This is a genomic window from Microcoleus sp. AT3-A2 (genome assembly GCF_036705685.1).
In the GTDB taxonomy this organism is placed as follows: Bacteria; Cyanobacteriota; Cyanobacteriia; order Cyanobacteriales; family Microcoleaceae; genus Microcoleus.
This window is the reverse complement of the sequence record NZ_JAUBVF010000011.1, coordinates 69,925-87,033: the sequence shown is the minus strand read 5'-3', so window position 1 is coordinate 87,033 and position 17,109 is coordinate 69,925. Positions and strand designations below refer to the sequence as shown.

General features: G+C 44.8%; 16 protein-coding genes. 10 read left to right on the top strand and 6 right to left on the bottom strand.

What is annotated here, in order from left to right; genetic code table 11:
- Window positions 1-3: 3 nt before the first annotated feature.
- Window positions 4-600 (bottom strand): leucyl/phenylalanyl-tRNA--protein transferase, encoded by a 597-nt coding sequence (aat, locus tag QUB37_RS09475; protein ID WP_445251267.1) that lies wholly within the window; start codon window positions 598-600, stop codon window positions 4-6.
- A 46-nt stretch (window positions 601-646) separates the two neighbouring features.
- Here aat and QUB37_RS09470 point away from each other — a divergent pair, with 46 nt between their 5' ends.
- On the top strand, window positions 647-976 hold the full coding sequence (locus QUB37_RS09470; protein WP_190740107.1) for a hypothetical protein: 330 nt from the start codon (window positions 647-649) through the stop codon (window positions 974-976).
- Window positions 977-1,101: 125 nt separating this feature from the next.
- On the opposite strand, the gene rpsN is transcribed toward QUB37_RS09470, so the two are convergent.
- The 4 genes from rpsN to QUB37_RS09450 all read right to left on the bottom strand — a co-directional run bounded on the left by rpsN (window position 1,102) and on the right by QUB37_RS09450 (window position 3,898).
- A complete protein-coding gene (gene rpsN, locus QUB37_RS09465) occupies window positions 1,102-1,404 on the bottom strand; it encodes a 30S ribosomal protein S14 (protein ID WP_190740106.1) in 303 nt (100 codons plus the stop codon).
- Between the two features lie 260 nt (window positions 1,405-1,664).
- Window positions 1,665-2,327 (bottom strand): endonuclease III, encoded by a 663-nt coding sequence (nth, locus tag QUB37_RS09460; RefSeq protein WP_333161247.1) that lies wholly within the window; start codon window positions 2,325-2,327, stop codon window positions 1,665-1,667.
- A 279-nt stretch (window positions 2,328-2,606) separates the two neighbouring features.
- Window positions 2,607-3,701 (bottom strand): RIP metalloprotease RseP, encoded by a 1,095-nt coding sequence (gene rseP, locus QUB37_RS09455; protein ID WP_333161245.1) that lies wholly within the window; start codon window positions 3,699-3,701, stop codon window positions 2,607-2,609.
- A gap of 35 nt (window positions 3,702-3,736) precedes the next feature.
- On the bottom strand, window positions 3,737-3,898 hold the full coding sequence (locus tag QUB37_RS09450) for a hypothetical protein (protein WP_333161243.1): 162 nt from the start codon (window positions 3,896-3,898) through the stop codon (window positions 3,737-3,739).
- Between the two features lie 57 nt (window positions 3,899-3,955).
- On the opposite strand from QUB37_RS09450, the gene QUB37_RS09445 reads away from it, so the two are divergent.
- From QUB37_RS09445 to QUB37_RS09425, 5 genes are all read left to right on the top strand, one after another.
- The gene (locus QUB37_RS09445; RefSeq protein ID WP_333161241.1) at window positions 3,956-4,633 is read left to right on the top strand and encodes an ATP-dependent Zn protease; all 678 of its coding nucleotides are present in this window, start codon (window positions 3,956-3,958) and stop codon (window positions 4,631-4,633) included.
- A 115-nt stretch (window positions 4,634-4,748) separates the two neighbouring features.
- Window positions 4,749-5,300: a hypothetical protein gene (locus tag QUB37_RS09440; RefSeq protein WP_333161240.1), complete on the top strand. Its 552-nt coding sequence runs from the start codon at window positions 4,749-4,751 to the stop codon at window positions 5,298-5,300.
- 178 nt (window positions 5,301-5,478) lie between these two features.
- Entirely contained in the window at window positions 5,479-6,036 is a 558-nt protein-coding gene (locus tag QUB37_RS09435; protein ID WP_333161238.1) for a Uma2 family endonuclease, read from the top strand.
- A 213-nt stretch (window positions 6,037-6,249) separates the two neighbouring features.
- Window positions 6,250-7,680, top strand: a complete 1,431-nt coding sequence (locus tag QUB37_RS09430) for an MFS transporter (protein ID WP_333161236.1) — start codon at window positions 6,250-6,252, stop codon at window positions 7,678-7,680.
- Between the two features lie 1,040 nt (window positions 7,681-8,720).
- Window positions 8,721-11,078 carry a polysaccharide biosynthesis tyrosine autokinase gene (locus QUB37_RS09425; protein ID WP_333161234.1) on the top strand — a complete coding sequence of 786 codons (2,358 nt, stop codon included), beginning with the start codon at window positions 8,721-8,723 and terminating at the stop codon, window positions 11,076-11,078.
- A 364-nt stretch (window positions 11,079-11,442) separates the two neighbouring features.
- Here QUB37_RS09425 and QUB37_RS09420 read toward each other — a convergent pair whose 3' ends face one another.
- Window positions 11,443-13,902, bottom strand: coding sequence for a CBS domain-containing protein (locus QUB37_RS09420; protein WP_333161232.1), 2,460 nt, complete (start codon window positions 13,900-13,902; stop codon window positions 11,443-11,445).
- Between the two features lie 268 nt (window positions 13,903-14,170).
- Here QUB37_RS09420 and QUB37_RS09415 point away from each other — a divergent pair, with 268 nt between their 5' ends.
- The 4 genes from QUB37_RS09415 (at window position 14,171) to QUB37_RS09400 (ending at window position 17,105) form a co-directional block, all read left to right on the top strand.
- Window positions 14,171-14,845 (top strand): HEAT repeat domain-containing protein, encoded by a 675-nt coding sequence (locus tag QUB37_RS09415; protein ID WP_333161230.1) that lies wholly within the window; start codon window positions 14,171-14,173, stop codon window positions 14,843-14,845.
- 177 nt (window positions 14,846-15,022) lie between these two features.
- Entirely contained in the window at window positions 15,023-15,277 is a 255-nt protein-coding gene (locus QUB37_RS09410; protein ID WP_333161228.1) for a hypothetical protein, read from the top strand.
- Window positions 15,278-15,508: 231 nt separating this feature from the next.
- A complete protein-coding gene (locus tag QUB37_RS09405) occupies window positions 15,509-16,624 on the top strand; it encodes an inorganic phosphate transporter (RefSeq protein WP_333161227.1) in 1,116 nt (371 codons plus the stop codon).
- Between the two features lie 139 nt (window positions 16,625-16,763).
- Window positions 16,764-17,105, top strand: coding sequence for a metalloregulator ArsR/SmtB family transcription factor (locus QUB37_RS09400; RefSeq protein ID WP_333161225.1), 342 nt, complete (start codon window positions 16,764-16,766; stop codon window positions 17,103-17,105).
- Window positions 17,106-17,109 lie beyond the last annotated feature (4 nt).

Sequence of the window (17,109 nt, the reverse complement as noted above, 5' to 3'; positions counted from 1 at the left end):
TATTCAAAATAGCGTGCAGCGGCGCTTCAAAGCTGCTTGCAAAAGAGTGTTGTACAGTTTTTCCTTAACAGTATAAGCTCCGAATCTTTCCAAGTGCGGATTGTTCATTTGAGCGTCGAAAAGTAGATAAGATCGATCGCGCAATCTCTCCACCAACTTCACCATCGCCACCTTAGAACCCTCGGGAATTCGGTAAAACATCGACTCCCCAATAAACGCACCGCCGATCGACAATCCTAAAATACCGCCCGCCAATTCGTCCCCGCACCAAGTCTCGAAGCTGTAAGCCCAACCGGCCTCATACAAACCCCAGTAAATCTTCTTGAGTTCCTTAGAAATCCAAGTCGTTTCGCGATCGGCACAACCCTCAACCACCGCCCCAAAATCGCGGTTCACAGTCACCGAAAATCGATTTTGATTGATTTGGCGACGCAGGGATTTCGGATAGGTAAATCTTTCATCCAGGGGAATCAGCGCCCGCTGCCGGCTGGAATACCACCCCAAACTTTCCTCGCCCTCATTTGCCATCAAGAAGTAGCCTTGGGCATATCCTTGTATAATTGTCGGTATATCATATTGCATATATTTATCAGTTGTCATTTCTCAGTTAACTTTTCAAAGTCAACATTAGCAATTAGGAATAATCATGTCTGAAACCATTGAACCTATTACCTTACCGCCCGCCAAAAACCCTGAACAAGAAGGCCAATGGCTCCAACAAACGCTGCTGGCATGGCTAGACTCCGAGTTTATCCCAGAAGCAGCCAACCAGCAAATAGCTAAAAGAGCTGCCCAAATCTATGTCCGCCAGCGCATGGAAGGCGAAAATGACGTGGGCAGCCTCGTAATTGCGATCGTCACCGAAATGCAGGCCTATGATTTTTCTAAAAGCTTCTACGGCGAATTTGCGATCGCCAACGCCGTCAGCGACTTGTTACTCGAAAGTCTCGGCATTGATAAATGCTGCGGCCAGTGAAGCAAGAAGGAGGAAAATTTAACTCATAAGTCTGAAACAAAAATCAACCCCAAACCTAATCCTGCCGATTAATTGTGAGTTTTTTTCTTCCTTCTTCCTTCTTCCTTCTTCCTTCTTCCTTCGTGCTACCAGCTAGACTTCACAACACCGGGCAAAAGACCTTCGTGAGCCATTTCTCGCATCATGTTGCGAGACAGTCCGAAGTCACGATAGACACCTCTGGGGCGTCCAGTTGCCCAGCAGCGGTTCCGCAAGCGAGTCCGTGAACTGCTGCGGGGTAGCTGTTGTAGTTGGCGGTGAATCGCCATTTTGTCCATCTGATTGGTAGCTTGGTCAAACTGGTCTTTCAGGTCTTCCCGCTTGTCGGCGTACTTGTCTACGAGTCTCTGGCGCTTTTTCTCGCGCTCGACCATGCTCTTTTTAGCCATAATCTGTTGATATCCTTAGATAAATCACAATCTACTATTTTACTATATTTTGGTGATTTCGGCTCGCTTTTATTTGAATTATTTCTTTTGTCAACAAGATTTTTAGCAACAGGCAAGATGCCTGTTCCACAATAACTCAACATTTTTGTGGTACAGGCAAGATGCCTGTACTTAACATTGGTGCAACACCTAACTATTAGCAAAAGGACACAAATCTGCAATAACTCAACATTTTTGTGGTAAAGGCATCTTGCCTATACTTAACCTTGGTGCAACACCAAACTATTAGCAGAAGGACACAAATCTGCAAGTTCGCAAATATTGCAAGCCGGATTTCTCGCATTACAAACGGCCCTGCCGTGATAAACCAACCGAATCGACCAATTTTCCCAATCCGGCTGCGGCAACAATACCATCAAATCTCGCTCGATCCTTATAGGATCGGTATGTTCGGTCAATCCCAACCGTTGAGTCAAACGTTTGACGTGAGTGTCTACCGTCACGCCCATATTAATACCAAAAGCGTGGGCGAGAACGACATTAGCCGTTTTGCGGGCAACTCCGGGCAATTCTAGCAGCAGTTCCATCCGCTGCGGCACTTGATTGTTAAATTTATTGACGATCGCCTGACAAGCACCTTTAATATTTTTAGACTTATTGCGGTAGAAACCAGTCGATCGCACCAGACTTTCGAGCTCTTCTAAATCAGCATTTGCCAAAGCAACCGCATCGGGGAAACGCTCAAACAAAGCGGGCGTTACCAGATTTACTCGATCGTCCGTACACTGAGCCGAGAGAATCGTCGCCACCAGCAACTGCACGGGAGTTTCGTAGTTGAGAGTGCAAGGAGCTTCTGGATAGAGGCGTTTGAGGCGAATCAGAATTTCGAGCGATCGTTGTTTTAAACTGAACTTTTTAGTCATTAGTCATTAGTCATTAGTCATTAGTCAGTAGTCATTAGTCATTAGTCATTAGTCATTAGTCATTAGTTTTTAACTGGTTCCCAGGCACGACCGGGGAACCCATAACCAGAGGCTCTGCCTCGCTTGCGTAGGAAAAAAAGAGAGGGAAAAATAGGAAAATAGGAAAACGGAAAACTAGACATAATTCTTCCTTCTTCCTTCTTCCTGAAATCCGTTACATCCGTTACATCCGTTACAGAATCCGTTGCCGAACTTCCTTCTTCCCTCTGCCTTCATTTACTATTGCATGAAATTTCGCAAATCAAAGCCAGCCAAATTAGCAGTATCGCGAATAATCAAGAAAACTCCCAAACCCAGCAACAACACCAAACCAGTCTGCATGACATTTTCCTGAATGCGGTTCGGCAGAGGCTTGCCCCGCAGTCCTTCTATTAACAGAAAAGCTAGCTGACCGCCGTCCAAAGCAGGTAAAGGCAAGATATTAATCACAGCCAAATTGACGCTAATTAACACCGCATACTGAAACAAACTCGCAGCATCCGATTTGGCAATCCCTGCACCAATCGCCACAATCGCCACAGGCCCGGACAACTTGTCGGCAGTCTGGCTGAAATTGCTAAGTAACTGCCCGAAACCTTGAACCGTCAGCACCACAACCCGCTCAAATTCTTTGGCGGCCTTGCTAAACGCCTCTACAAATCCGGCCCTCTGCCGCACCACAGTGCCGTTAGAAGTTAGCTGCACGCCAATGCGACCTTTGCCGTCGGGCGACTCTTCAGGAGTTACTGTCACCACAAATTTTTGTTCTTGGCGCTGAATTTCCAACGCTAGGGGTTGGTTGGGATGATCTTGGATTGCTGTGACCAATAATTTGATTGCTTCGCGGGAAGCGCCCAATTCCTTGCCGTCAACAGACAGAACAACGTCGCCCGATCGAATTCCCGCTTGTTTGGCGGCCGAACTGACTTCCGCAGCGACTTCCGGGACTTTAACTCCCGGTAGGTAGTTCATTTCTGCCGCGCCGACAGTACCCAATTGCACCACCAACAGGAAGTAAGCAAAAATTAAATTGGCAATTACCCCTGCGCTAATGACGATCGCCCGATCGAGCACAGGGCGATTTTTGAGCAAATTCGGGTCATTTGGGGGAATTGTACTGTCTGGATCGTCGTCCGGGAAACCCACGAAACCTCCCAGGGGAAAGGCGCGGAGGGCGTATTCAGTTTCCGGGCCTTGGTACTTCCAGAGGACGGGCCCGAAACCGATAGAGAAGCGGTTGACGTGGATGTGTTGAAGTCTCGCCGCCAGGAAGTGGCCGAGTTCGTGAACGACAATCAAGATACCTAAAACTGCGATCGCTGCCAAAACTGACATGAAGGATTCCACTAACACTTTTACTGGACTTTGATTTATTTTAATATCTTTTTAATATCGGTGGCTTCGGAGAGACAATTTTCAGTCAAACTGGAAGGTGGTGTTTTTGTCGGAAGTCCCAGGTGCTGCGCTCGACCCGACGCTGCCAAACCGATCGCGCGATCGTACCTGAGTTTACCTCTAAAACCAATTCCCATTACCAATTCCCTATTACAAATTACCCATTACCAATTCCCAGTTACCAATTCCCCATTATGAAAGACACTTCTTTGAATATTATCGCTATTTCTATCTTTGCCATCACCATTTCAATATTGTTGGGGCCCCTATTCAACTTGCCAGAAGCCGTACCTGCGATCGCCACTTTTTGCCTGTTGGGGCTAGCCACCCTCGACAGTTTCCAGTGGCAAGGTCAAGGCGGTACAATTTTATTAGATTGGCTGGGAGGAACTTCCAAACAAAAGCGCGATCGAATCCTTCACCACGAAGCAGGACACTTCCTAGTTGCCCACCTTTTAGGAATTCCCGTAACCAGCTACGCCCTCAACGCTTGGGAAGCATTTAAACAAGGTCAAACAGCCCAAGGCGGCGTCCGATTTGAAGACGAACAATTAGCATCTCAACTCCAAAGTGGCACACTTTCCGCCCAACTTTTAGACCAATATTGTACCGTGTGGATGGCCGGAATAGTCGCCGAAAAATTTGTTTACGGCAGCGCACAAGGAGGAGCAGAAGACCGTACCAAAATTAGTGCAATTTTAACACAACTGCGCCGTCCCAGTTCCGAAATTCAACTTAAACAAAACTGGGGTTTGCTGCGAGCAAAAAACCTGATCGAAAGCCACAAATCAGCTTATGAAGCCCTAGTAGCAGCAATGAAAGAAAGAGCAACTGTTGCCGAATGCTGCGACATAATCCAGCAAAATTTATAGAAAAAAAATTACGCACTCTTGCCTTATCAACCCGGTTCCTCTGTAGATTTCTCACAAAAACAAAAGAATTGCGTAGAAACCGAGTTTAAGAGCGTATTATAGGGATTAAAAATTCATGTCAGAACCAAATATTTTCCCAACAACACTGCAAACAGCGAGCCCAAATACAGAAAAATTGTTGTGGCTGTTCGGTTTCCGGATCGACCCCGGCACCGAAATACCAAATCTATATACTCTAATTGTCTATGGAGAACAAGAGCCGCCCTTAGTAGCCGGCGGTCAACTTGTATTTTTTACCCGTCCAGAACTAGCGATTAACGCTCTCCAATTGTGCAATATCGATGTCAGCAAACTGGGAAAGCCACCCACAGAAATAGACGCTATTTGCGACATTGCAGAAACGCTGTACTTGCTCGATGCCGAAGATTTTGACGAGTCAGCTACTATCCTCAACTGTTTGAACGCGCTTTTCGATTTAGTGAAAGCTACTTTAATACCTATGCCAACTGAATACAAGCGCATACTTTATGATTTTGCCGATCATTTGAATATTGAGGAAGAGTTTGCAAGTTTTTTAGACGCAGAAGATATTCAGCGATCGGAAATTGTCAATGCCATTTTGTGGTGTGTGGGAGCAATTACAGCTAAATCTAGATTGCTGACCTAGCAATTTTAGATTTTAGATTTTAGATTTTAGATTGGGGATTTGGGATTTAAAGTCGTCCGGGAATCTACCAAAGAAACCGGGTTTTTTACCAGTGTTAAAGTCTCTTATCCAGTATTTTGATAAAAAAACGGTTTCGGCTTTTAGGATAATAGATAATATCGCAAAAGGAAATTGTGCCATGACTGTAACAGATTTACGCTTGTGGACTGTAGAGGAATATCGCCGCATGACCGAAACAGGTATTCTCAATCCCGATGAACGAGTCGAATTAATTGACGGGCAAATTATTTCAATGAGTGCAAAAAATCCTCCCCACGCCGCAACTAATCTCTGTGCAGCCGACTATCTGAGAAATCTGCTGGCAGGACTTGCTTTAATTCGCATCCAAGACCCGGTTACTCTAAGTATAAATTCAGAACCAGAACCGGATATTGCTGTAGTGCAAATTGACCCTCGGCTGTACCAAGATTTTCATCCCGCACCAGACAATATTTTCTTATTAATAGAAATAGCTGACACGACTTTAGAAACAGACCGCAAGCGAAAAGCACCGGCTTATGCTAAGGCAGGAATTACTGATTATTGGATACTTGATGTTAACACGCGGCAAGTTTATGTTTTTCGCGAACCGGGCGAGGCAAACTACCGACAAGAAACATTATTTAATGAAGATGATGTTTTGTCAATGCTGGCATTTCCAGAAATAGAAGTTCAGATTTCGCAACTTTTTCCTTAAGTAGGGGCAGGTTTTACCAAGCATAATTGCCTAAGACAAATAATCTGGTAAACCCGCCCCCACTAACCTATCAATTACCAATTACCCAATTATCAATTACCAAATGTTCAAGCTTATCCCGATCGCTACAAAAAACTTAGTATTAGGGCGTAGCGCGAGTTATACTCCTACTGGAAAGACTGTGACTGCCAAAAAATCTCGAAATCAAAGTTTATGACCAACACTTCCGGGCCTCGACCAGCCGCCGACAACCCCAAAACACAAAAACTCAGTTTCTCAACAAAATTAGCTTACGGTGCCGGCGACCTCGGCCCGGCAATTACCGCTAATGTTTTGGCATTTTACCTCCTAGTTTTCTTTACCAATGTCGCTGGTTTACCTGCCGGCTTAGCCAGTAATATTTTGGTAGTTGGCAAGGTTTGGGATGCCATAAATGACCCGATTGTGGGGGTTTTGAGCGATCGCACTTCTCACCCTTGGGGCCGCCGATATCCTTGGATAATATATGGTGGAATTCCCTTCGGCATATTCTTCTTATTGCAGTGGATTGTACCTAGCACGGATCACACAGTGTTATTTTGGTACTATGTTGGGATCAGCATTTTGTTCAACACCGCCTACACGGCTGTCAATCTTCCCTACACTGCCCTGACTCCAGAACTTACTCAAGACTACAACGAACGCACTAGCCTTAATAGTTTTCGGTTTGCTTTCTCCATTGGCGGCAGCATTTTTTCATTAATCTTAGCCCTAATTATCTTTCGTGTATTTGAAAATGACCCCAATCAACAATATTTAGTATTAGGTGCAATCTGTGCAGTTATCTCTGTCTTGCCTTTGTACTGGTGTGTTTTGGGAACTCGCAAGCACGTCGCAGCCCAACTATTAGAAAACGCCGAACTAGATAATTCTACATCTTTGCCACTAAAAGAACAGTTGCAGATTGCTTTTAGCAATCGCCCTTTTTTGTACGTAATTGGAATTTATCTTTTTTCTTGGCTGGGAGTGCAGTTGACTGCTACTATTATTCCCTACTTTGTTGTTAACTGGATGCAACAGCCACAGTACGTTTTTAGCTTGGTGGCGATCGCAGTTCAAGGCACTGCATTAATCATGCTATTTGTTTGGAGTAAAGTCAGCGAGAGATACGGCAAAAAAGCCGTATATTTTATGGGTATGAGTTTGTGGATTATTGCCCAAGCTGGACTATTTTTTCTGCAACCAGGACAAGTATTGCAAATGTACGTATTAGCAGTCATGGCAGGTGTCGGAGTTTCCACGGCTTATCTAATACCTTGGTCAATGATACCGGATGTGATCGAACTCGACGAACTGCAAACAGGAGAAAGACGCGAAGGCGTTTTCTATTCGTTTATGGTACTGCTGCAAAAAATCGGATTGGCAGGGGGTTTGTGGTTGGTAGGCCAAGCATTAGAAGGAGCTGGATTTCTATCTACAGTTCCGGGACAGCCTGCACCCGTACAGCCAGAGTCGGCACTGTTTGCGATTCGAGTTGCGATCGGGCCGCTGCCCACAATTGCTTTAATTGCTGGCATGATTCTTACATATTTTTATCCTATAACCCGCGAAGTTCATGCAGAAATATTGCTGAAACTGCGAGAAAGAAAAGCACAAAATCAGTAAGCGCTAATAATGAGTAGTTGGTAAGTAGTCAAATCAAAAAACAACAACTACCGATAGCTAATCTGATCAAGATCAATAGCAATCCTCCCACCCTGTGCGAACTCTTTTTTTTCTTTAACAATGTGTCATCTTCTTATGGCATTGGTTAATTTCCCAAAAAGCCCGTTGCGCGTTTACCGAAAGGATTGCTATAGCTTGCTTGGAGGGCGAATAACAGGGAGAGTTTTAGTAATAGCCCCGCAACCCAGAAACCTAGTTTTTTTACGAAAATACATAAATCGCGCCGCCCCATCCGCCCCGGTAGAAAAACCCCGAATGCTTGAGTTGTTCGATATGTCGATCGGGCTTGAGAACACAAATTATTAAATTTTATGTCTGTCGCGCACTATAGAGAGTAGTTTGTGATATAATTATCACTATCAGTAAATATATATACTTAATCAGTCATCCAGCCCCTCAAAAAGTTTATAATTAAAAGAAGAAACAGATTTTTATCGGAAATTGATTGGATTAGTTGCCGTTCCAAAAAATCTCCTGAATGTGGCTAATTATATCTACATGGGAAATGCAAAACCTTTTAGCCGGTCAGTTAGCGGATAAGTTAACAAATGCTTCTGCCCTGGACTGCGAACCGAAAAATGGCATAGAGGATAAACCAATATCAGCGCCAGCAGCGGCTGAGGTGTTACGGTCAATTGTAAAAGTTTGGTAAAGTTATTGAACCCCCTGTCGCGAAGCTGAGCAACACCTGCAAAAGTTGGCTTCGTCGCCCGGAAACCCGAAATACAAGCACAACGCAGCAGAGCCAAATGCAGTCTGATATAACTCTCCAGCAGTTGTAAAAGAAGTTTTACTGCCTGCCTAGCATAGGGATTTAACTATTTTTGTATACTATGTGAAAGTAGTGAGAAATATTAGAAGGAAGTGGGCTCAACCAACCAATAATTTCGTGTGATATCCTTAAGCCAATGCTCAAAGTATCAACCCGAAGGCTCGCAGAAGAAAGCTGATTTTACCCACAAAATATCCAAGAGGTCAACATGGAAAGAGAACAGGACGCTCATATCGTACCCATTAGCAACCAGAGCCGACAGGTGCAGCAATTTTCCGTTGACGAGGGAGAAGAGTTAAGCGCGCAGCCTCAGAAAGGATTGAATGTAAAGCCGTTGTTGAGGACTTTTCAGCGACAAGCCCTAATCATTATTGGGATTATAGGTCTAGTAGGCGCTGGAGCTGTTTATCAGATCAAGGGAGGCAAGAAAACATATCAAGGCGATTTTCGGATGCTAGTGGAACCCGTGACAACGGAGGCCAGAATTGCTGATCCATCTGCCCTAGCCAATCGCAGTGAGGGGGGAGGAGTACCTAGTAGAGATTTTTTTAGTTTGGACTACGCAACTCAACTTGAAATTCTCAAGAGTCCTCAGATGCTGTCGGCTATTGTTAAACAAGTCCAAAAACGATATCCAAAAGTTACCGAAAAAATTCTTGAAAAAGAATTAATCGTTTTGCGGATAGGAGAAGATGAGAGGACGCTGACTAAAATTTTGGAAGTTCGCTTCATGGCGAATGATACTAATTTAGTTGAGTTCGTTTTACAAGAAACTAAAAAGAAATATTTAAAGTACAGTCTTGATGAACGCAAGACTCGGATTGGTGAAGGTGTTAAATTTATTGAAGACCAGCTTCCGGGACTCAATAAGCGCGTAAACGACCTGAAATCGGAGTTACAGTTGATACAGCAGCAGCAAAAGATTACCAATCCTCAAGAACAAGGCACGCAATTAATCCAGCAAGTTCGTACCGTAGAAACTTTAGAGTTAGAAACTCAAAGGCTACTGCAAGAACAGAAAACGCTGTACGCTAACTTGCAAAAACAATTAGATTTTACACCAAATGAAGCTATTGCCGCTTCAGCTTTAAGCGAAGAGCCTCAATATAAAGAGTTGCTGACCAAGGTTAAGGAAGTAGAAGGTCAGATTGCTGTAGAAACAGCTCGTTTTAAATCTGCTAACCCTATAGTGGAAGCTTTAGAGCGCAAGCGGGCAAATTTAGTAGCTTTGCTCAACCAGCAAACTGATCGAATTTTGGGGCAAAATTTAGTCGGCACCCAAGCTAATTCTAAAGTTCAAAATTTTCAAAATTCTATTCGCATAGGCTTGATTAAACAATTGGTTGATACTGCTAACCAAGTTGAAGTCTTAGAAGCTCGCCTTCAGGCAATCACTCAAACTAAAAACAATTTAAACAGGCAAGCAACAGAATTCCCCACCATAGCCCGCCGCTACAACGAACTGCAACAGCAATTAGAAGTAGCCGCCCGCACCCGCGATCAACTTTTAAGCCAGCGGGAAACTCTGCGCGTCCAAGCAGCTCAAAGCCAAGTACCTTGGGAAATAATTTCTGAACCACGGATACCGCGAGATGAGAAGGGCAACCTGATACCAGTTCCATCGAAAGCTAAAAACAAATTAATGATGGCAGTTATTGGAGCGCTAGTTTTGGGTCTGGGAGCTGCTATCCTCATTGAAAAGTTTCGCAATATTTTCTACTGTGCTGATGACGTTAAAGATGCGGTTGATGCGCCTTTATTGGGAGCAATTCCTCTGGACAAAAATGCTAGAAAATTGCCGCCTTCTATTGCTAGTGCCTATGCTTATCTTGAAGGAAAAGAGGGTAATAAGAAAAATGCTGCGGAATTTATAGAAGCTTTTGACTCTCTTTATACTAATATTCGCTTTCTTTCTTCAAATCGAACGATTAGCTCTTTGGCAATTGGTTCGGCTAAAGTTGGCGAAGGCAAATCTACCGTTGCTTTAAACTTAGCTTACGTGGCAGCGCTGGCGGGTCAGCGAGTGCTGTTAGTAGACGCTAATTTGCATTCGCCCAGCCTGCACTTGCTGTTGGAACTCCCTAATGTCAAGGGATTGAGCAACTTGCTCGACCATAAAAACGAACCCAATGAAATTATCCAACGATCGCATCTAGCAGATAATCTTTTTGTATTAACTGCTGGTGTCCCGAATCCTGGTACTGCCCGACGGCTGGCATCATCTCAGATGCAGTATTTAATGGAAGAACTTCACGCAAAATTTGACTTAGTTATCTATGATACGCCGCCGCTGGCGGACAGTAAAGATGCGAATTTTTTAGCGGCGCGCACCGATGGCATACTGATGGTTGTAGCAATTCAGCAGGTTCCCTTTTCTTTAGTCCAAAAAGTTTTCAGTCAATTAGAAAATTTTGGCATACCATGCTTGGGAACAGTTGCGAATCATGCCCCTAAACGCAAGAAGTATCCAGCATCTCGATCATCAGTTGTTGAAGATAAAAATGAATATTTGAATTTGACACCAGCACCGTCTCGTATCCGCAAACTAGCTCCTAAGAAAGAGTGACAACCAACAAAGATGACCTCAAAAAAAAGGATACCAGCCCCCGACAGGAGTCAATCGATTTTAGATTTTTGATTTTCGATTTTAGAGGCGACCCCACGGATAAATGCTCTTTCTTGAGGATTTTTGATTTTCGATTTTGGATTGATTCCACGGATAAATCACGTGGCGGGTACCACCTTTGAAATTCGTAGTCATGGAAATCCCAAAATTTTAGACTCTAGTTCAATCTCCCAGATTTGTCTGTGGAGTAAATCGAAAATCTAAAATCGTTCGACTGAGCGCGACTTGACGCTCGCGCTCGCCGAACCTCTTACGCCGAAGTCTAGAATCTCAAATCTCAAATCTAAAATTGACTGATGGCGGACTAATTTCCATCCGGGTTGGTAGGAAATGTGACGATAAAATTAGTCCAGCCATTCCTACTTTCAACCTCAATTTTTCCTTGCAACTGTTCCACAAGTTTTTGAACCAAAGCTAAACCCAAACCTGTACCTCCTTGTTTCCAAGGATCTGCGTTGGGAACTCGATAAAATTTCTCAAAAATTCGAGGCAATTCCTCTATGGAAATGGACGATTGATTGCTGAGTGTAAATTGGATTTCTGAAGCCACAGCACTTGCTTCTCGCGAATTTTTCCTTTGTCCTCCTTGTTCCCAGTCTCCGTTTTTGCACTCAACTTTCAGAAAAATTTCGCCGTCATTGGCAGTATATTTGCAGGCATTGTTGAGGAGTTCGGCTAAAATTCGTCCCAAACTAGCGCGGTTGGAACTGATCGTGGGGAGGTGGCGAGCGCACTCTACTCGCAAATCCTGGTGGCGGTCGTGGGCCCGGGTGTAAAACGGGTCGATAATAGTAGGCAGCCAGACTTCTAAGTTTACTGGTTCGAGGTCGATCGGACAAGTTGCGGCTTCGAGCCGCTGCAAATCTAGCAAAGCATTAATCAAATCTGTTTCTCTAGTACATTCTGTTTCTAAAATTTCTAGGTAAATCTGGCGTCGATCGACTGTGGGAGAAATTCTCAGCATATGAATAGCCATTTTTATATTAGCTAAAGGCGTCCGCAGTTCGTGAGAAACTGTGCTGAGAAATTCATCTTTGAGGACATTTAAATGCTGGAGTTCGTGAACTTTTTGCTGCAATTCTGCGGTGCGTTCTTGGACTTGGCGTTCGAGGTCGGTGTTGAGATTTTGGACTTGCTGATAGAGTTGGGCTTGCTGAATGGCGATCGCGATTTGAGTTGCCAGTTGCAGCAGCAAATCCACTTCCGAAGGCTGCCACTGACGGGATTGGGAACACTGATGGACACACATCATCCCCCACAAATTGCCGTCTTGCAAAATTGGTACAATCAAATAAGCTTTGATTTGCGCTTGCTGAAACCGCGCATATTTTTCGGGGATCAAACAGGCTTGGTCGATGTCGGGGACGGCATAAATTTCCTGTTCAATCACCGAAGCAGATTCTTGCCAAATATTATCCGGCATGATTTCTCCCAAGATTGAAGGCCAATTTTCGGCAACGGATTCTGCGACTACAATGCCGTAATTGCTGGACTCTAAATGCAGGATTGCTACTCGGTCAGCTTGCAAAACTTGGCGGACTTCATCGACGCTGGCGTTGAGAATTTCTTCGAGGTTTAAGGATTGGTGAATCCGCAAGGAAATGTGAGTTAACAGGCGATCGCGCTGCAATTGTTCATGGAGTTTTGCAGTCCTTTCCCGCACCTGCTGTTCCAGTTTGGCATTGCGGCTTTGCAGCAGTTCCACTTTTTCGGCTTGCAATTGATAAACCGACTGCTGCAACTGTTTGACAACTCGGTACATTTCGGTGGGGTCGAGGACTCTGAGCAAGCTGGTCTGAGTAATAATCCCCAACAGTTCTCCGCGCCCGCCGCACACGACCAACCGCTGCACTTGTTGCTGCTGCATTTCTTTGTGCGCCGTCCATAGGGAATCGGAGGGTTGAAGAAATTGCAGGGGAGTTCTCATGACTTTTTGAGCTGGGGTTTGCTGGAAATTTAGTTCGAGAAACTGTGCCTGCACAAGGTCATATTCGGTAATAATTCCCAGGGGTTGGTGAAAGGAATAGTGAAAAATGGAGGTATAGTCATCTTTGGGCTTCTCCATTGTTAATTCTTTGTTTTTTGTAATCACTACGCAACTGACTTGATGCTCTGACATCAGTTCGGTTATGCTCTGCAGCGAGGCGGTGTGGGGCGCTGTAATTGGCGTAGTCATTAATTCTGCTACCCGCCGCAATTTAAGAATGTTTGAAGGCTGCAATACTTGGCGAATTCTTTCCCGCGTCAGCACTCCTACCAAGTGGCGAAATTGATTGACGATCGGCAAATAGCGAATCTTGTGCTGGCGAAATAAGGATAAAGCGGTAAACACGTCTTGGTCATCGGATTCTGTGAGGGAGACCGACACCGGGGACATCACTTCGGAAATTGGTATTTTGTGCAGGCCTACTTTGTGCTGGCTGTCTATTTTGCCAGAAGCTATCAGCCTCACTAGGTCGGCGGGAGTTAATATGCCGATTAACAGTCCGCGGCTGGGGTTGTCGGATAAGTTGCCTGTGGTAATAGTCTGCTGGTTCTGTACGACGAACACGCAGCGGGCCCGCACCTTTTCCGGCGCGGATGTTTCGGTTATCGCCCCCCGGTCTGAGGGTACAGGTGTTTTGACTAGGGGACAACTGTTTTGCAACTGACTCATCAGGGCGATCGCCACTGCTAAGGAAGTTTCTGGCCCGGCAGTGAGGGGGTAGCGATCGATCGCTTGTTCTAAGGCTGAGGAGTAAAAGGGCGGGTGGTAGAACGGCATAGTTGATTGCAGGTTGTCAGAGGGCGGCTAACTATCGGGCAAAGCCTTAGGGAACGGCAGAAACACCTCGCCTGTGCTTGGGATTTAAATAATAAACTTTCTCTTTGATTATTTCCACGCAATCTGAACTTTAGATTAATCGTGCCACTAATTCGCAATCTCACTGATCTCAAATTCTTGGGCGGTTTTTACTGCCTGCTTTTCTCCTGAGACTCCCCTATAATCAAAATAACCCGAATGTAAAGTTTTACTACAAGATTTATCCATAATGACAACTTTAAGCTTAGAGCAAATTGCAGCCAAGTTAGAAAGCCAAAATTCAGCCGATCGAATGGTGGCTTTGGCCAACTTGCGGAACGTGCCTGCTGCAGAGGCGGTGCCTTTGATTAAAAAGGTCTTGAACGACGAAAGTTTGCAGGTGCGATCGATGGCTGTGTTTGCTCTCGGGGTCAAACCGACAGCAGAGTGCTATCCTATTCTAGTCAAATTGCTAGAAACTGACCCGGATTACGGCATTCGCGCTGACGCTGCGGGTGCTTTGGGCTATCTGGAAGATATCAGAGCTTTTGATGCTTTGGTGCGGGCTTTTTACGAAGATACTCAATGGCTGGTGCGCTTCAGCGCTGCTGTTTCTCTGGGAAATCTCAAAGATCCCCGGGCCCGCGATGTGCTGCTGAAAGCTCTCGACAGCGAGCAAGTAGTGATCCAGCAGGCGGCAATTTCGGCTTTGGGGGAAATTAAAGATCTTGGGGCGATCGATCGCATCCTCAATTTTGCTCAGTCGGAAGATTGGCTGATCCGCCAGAGGCTGGCTGAAGCTTTGGGCAATTTGCCGAGTGTTAAGAGCGTTTCGGCTTTGAAATACTTAGAAAAAGATAGTAATTCTCAAGTATCTGAGGCTGCAACAATTTCTCTCGATCGCCTGTCAAAAGCAGAAGCGTGACATAAAACTTTTAGTATAATGATTAACCCGGTTTATTGAATAAACCGGGTTAATCAGTATTTTAGCAATCTTAATAAAATTTATAGAGTATTCAGTAAAACCCGAATGTATTATTTAAGCTGCGAGGCTAAATCGCAAGTTAAAATAGTTGTCGAGCTCCTTTAACCTAAACTAACCATGAATCAAGCGCCCAATCCCTTTAACTCAAATCCCTCCAATCCGCTAGACCCTTTGGAGCAAGAAGTTGACGAGCAAGGTGAAGAATTGCCGAGACAGTACCACCCGGCAACTAAAAAAACTCTGCAAAAAGTCTTTATTATCCTGGTAGTTGTCGGAGCAATTATTGGGGGAATTCTATCTATAGGGGTGATTTCGCTGATGCAGAAAGCTGGACTCACTGATGTGCCTGCGCGGGTACAAAATCCTAAGTGAATGGGTGGGTTGAGCGTACCTGAAGCGATCGCCGCCCCTTAATTATAGTATCCTTCAATATCGCGCCCATGTTGCGCGAAATTAAGATGCGCTCGCTCGCCTAGTCCCCAACAAATCTTAATATTTTTATTTTTTTTTTTGATGCACCTGTGTCTATACAATCAAATTCGGTGCTCTAGGGGCTTGAGCAAAAAACGGTTTCAAATAAACCACACTTATTCTTAGTAAGATATGTTACTTATTGGGCTATTTCTCGCCACCTTTTTTTTAGCATACTGCAATGGTGCTAATGATAATTTTAAAGGCGTGGCGACACTGTTTGGCAGTCAGACGACCAACTATAAAACAGCAATTGGTTGGGCAACGATCACAACTTTTGCAGGTTCAGTATTTTCTATTTTTATAGCACAAACCCTGGTAAAAAGCTTTTCTGGAAAAGGGCTAGTTCCAGACGATATCGCCAATGGCACAGATTTTCATTTGGCAGTCGCGATCGCTGCGGGTTTAACCGTTATTCTTGCTACCTTAACTGGATTCCCTATTTCCACAACTCACGGTCTTACAGGTGCTCTTGTCGGTGCAGGTTTAGTAGCACTTGGTACTCAAGTTAATTTGACTGCATTGCAGAAAAATTTTCTAATGCCTTTGTTGCTGAGTCCCATGATTGCGATTCTATTAGGAGCTTTAATTTATGCGCTGTCTCGCTACCTGCGAGTTTATTTAGGAATCCAGAAAGAATGGTGTATTTGCGCTGGTCAAATTCAACAGATTATTCCCATTCCCCAGCCCGATGCAACTAACATACTGAAGTGCATCACGACGGCTGATGTCGCGGTTGATTCTCTAGAAAAATGCACGCAAAGGTACCGGGGAAATTTCTTACAAATTCCCAGCCAAAAATTAGTGGATGTTTGCCATTTTATGAGTGCTGGAATAGTCAGTTTTGCCAGAGGATTGAACGATACTCCGAAAATTGTTTCGCTGATGTTAGTCGGTCAATCAATATCAGTTCAGTGGGGAAGTTTAGCAGTAGGTTTGGGAATGGCGATAGGCGGTTTATTGAATGCTAAAAAAGTTGCCGAAACAATGAGCAAAAAGCTGACAGCCATGAATACCGGTCAAGGGCTTGTGGCAAACTTAGTGACGGGATTTTTAGTTATTGCTGCCAGTCGCTATGGACTTCCAGTTTCTACTACCCATGTTTCGGTAGGTTCAATCTTTGGTGTAGGATTGATTTCAAAAAAAGCTAATGTGCGCGTTTTCTATCAGATTCTACTATCATGGATGTTGACCTTGCCAATTGCTGCTGCAATCAGCGGCTGCGCTTACTGGGTGTTGCATCGGTAAGAGAATTAATCGTTAGTCCTAGAAGAGAAAGAGTTCGCAGTTGGTTTGGGATTGTCATCAAATGATAACCCGCTCAAATCTAACGGTAAAAACAAGAAATCGCACTGGGAGTTTTTGAATAAAAAATTAAGGGTAATTTATGGTTAAAAATTCTCCGATCGCGCCACCTGTTGCAGATAAATTGATTGCTGCTGGCTTTCACGCACTTTCTGACCCCCTGCGGATTCAGGTTTTGGAGTTGCTGCGGGAACAGGAGTTGTGCGTGTGCGATTTGTGCGATCGACTCAATGTCCCTCAGCCTAAACTCTCTTTCCACCTCAAAGCCTTGAAGGATGCAGCTTTAGTCCGCAGCCGCCAAGAAGGGCGCTGGATTTACTACAGCCTCAATTTAGGCCAGTTTGTCGCCCTCGAACAGTACCTCGCCGAATACCGCCGCTTCAGCCAGATCCTGCCGGCGCGGCCTTGTTCCGACGCGGGTTAACCCA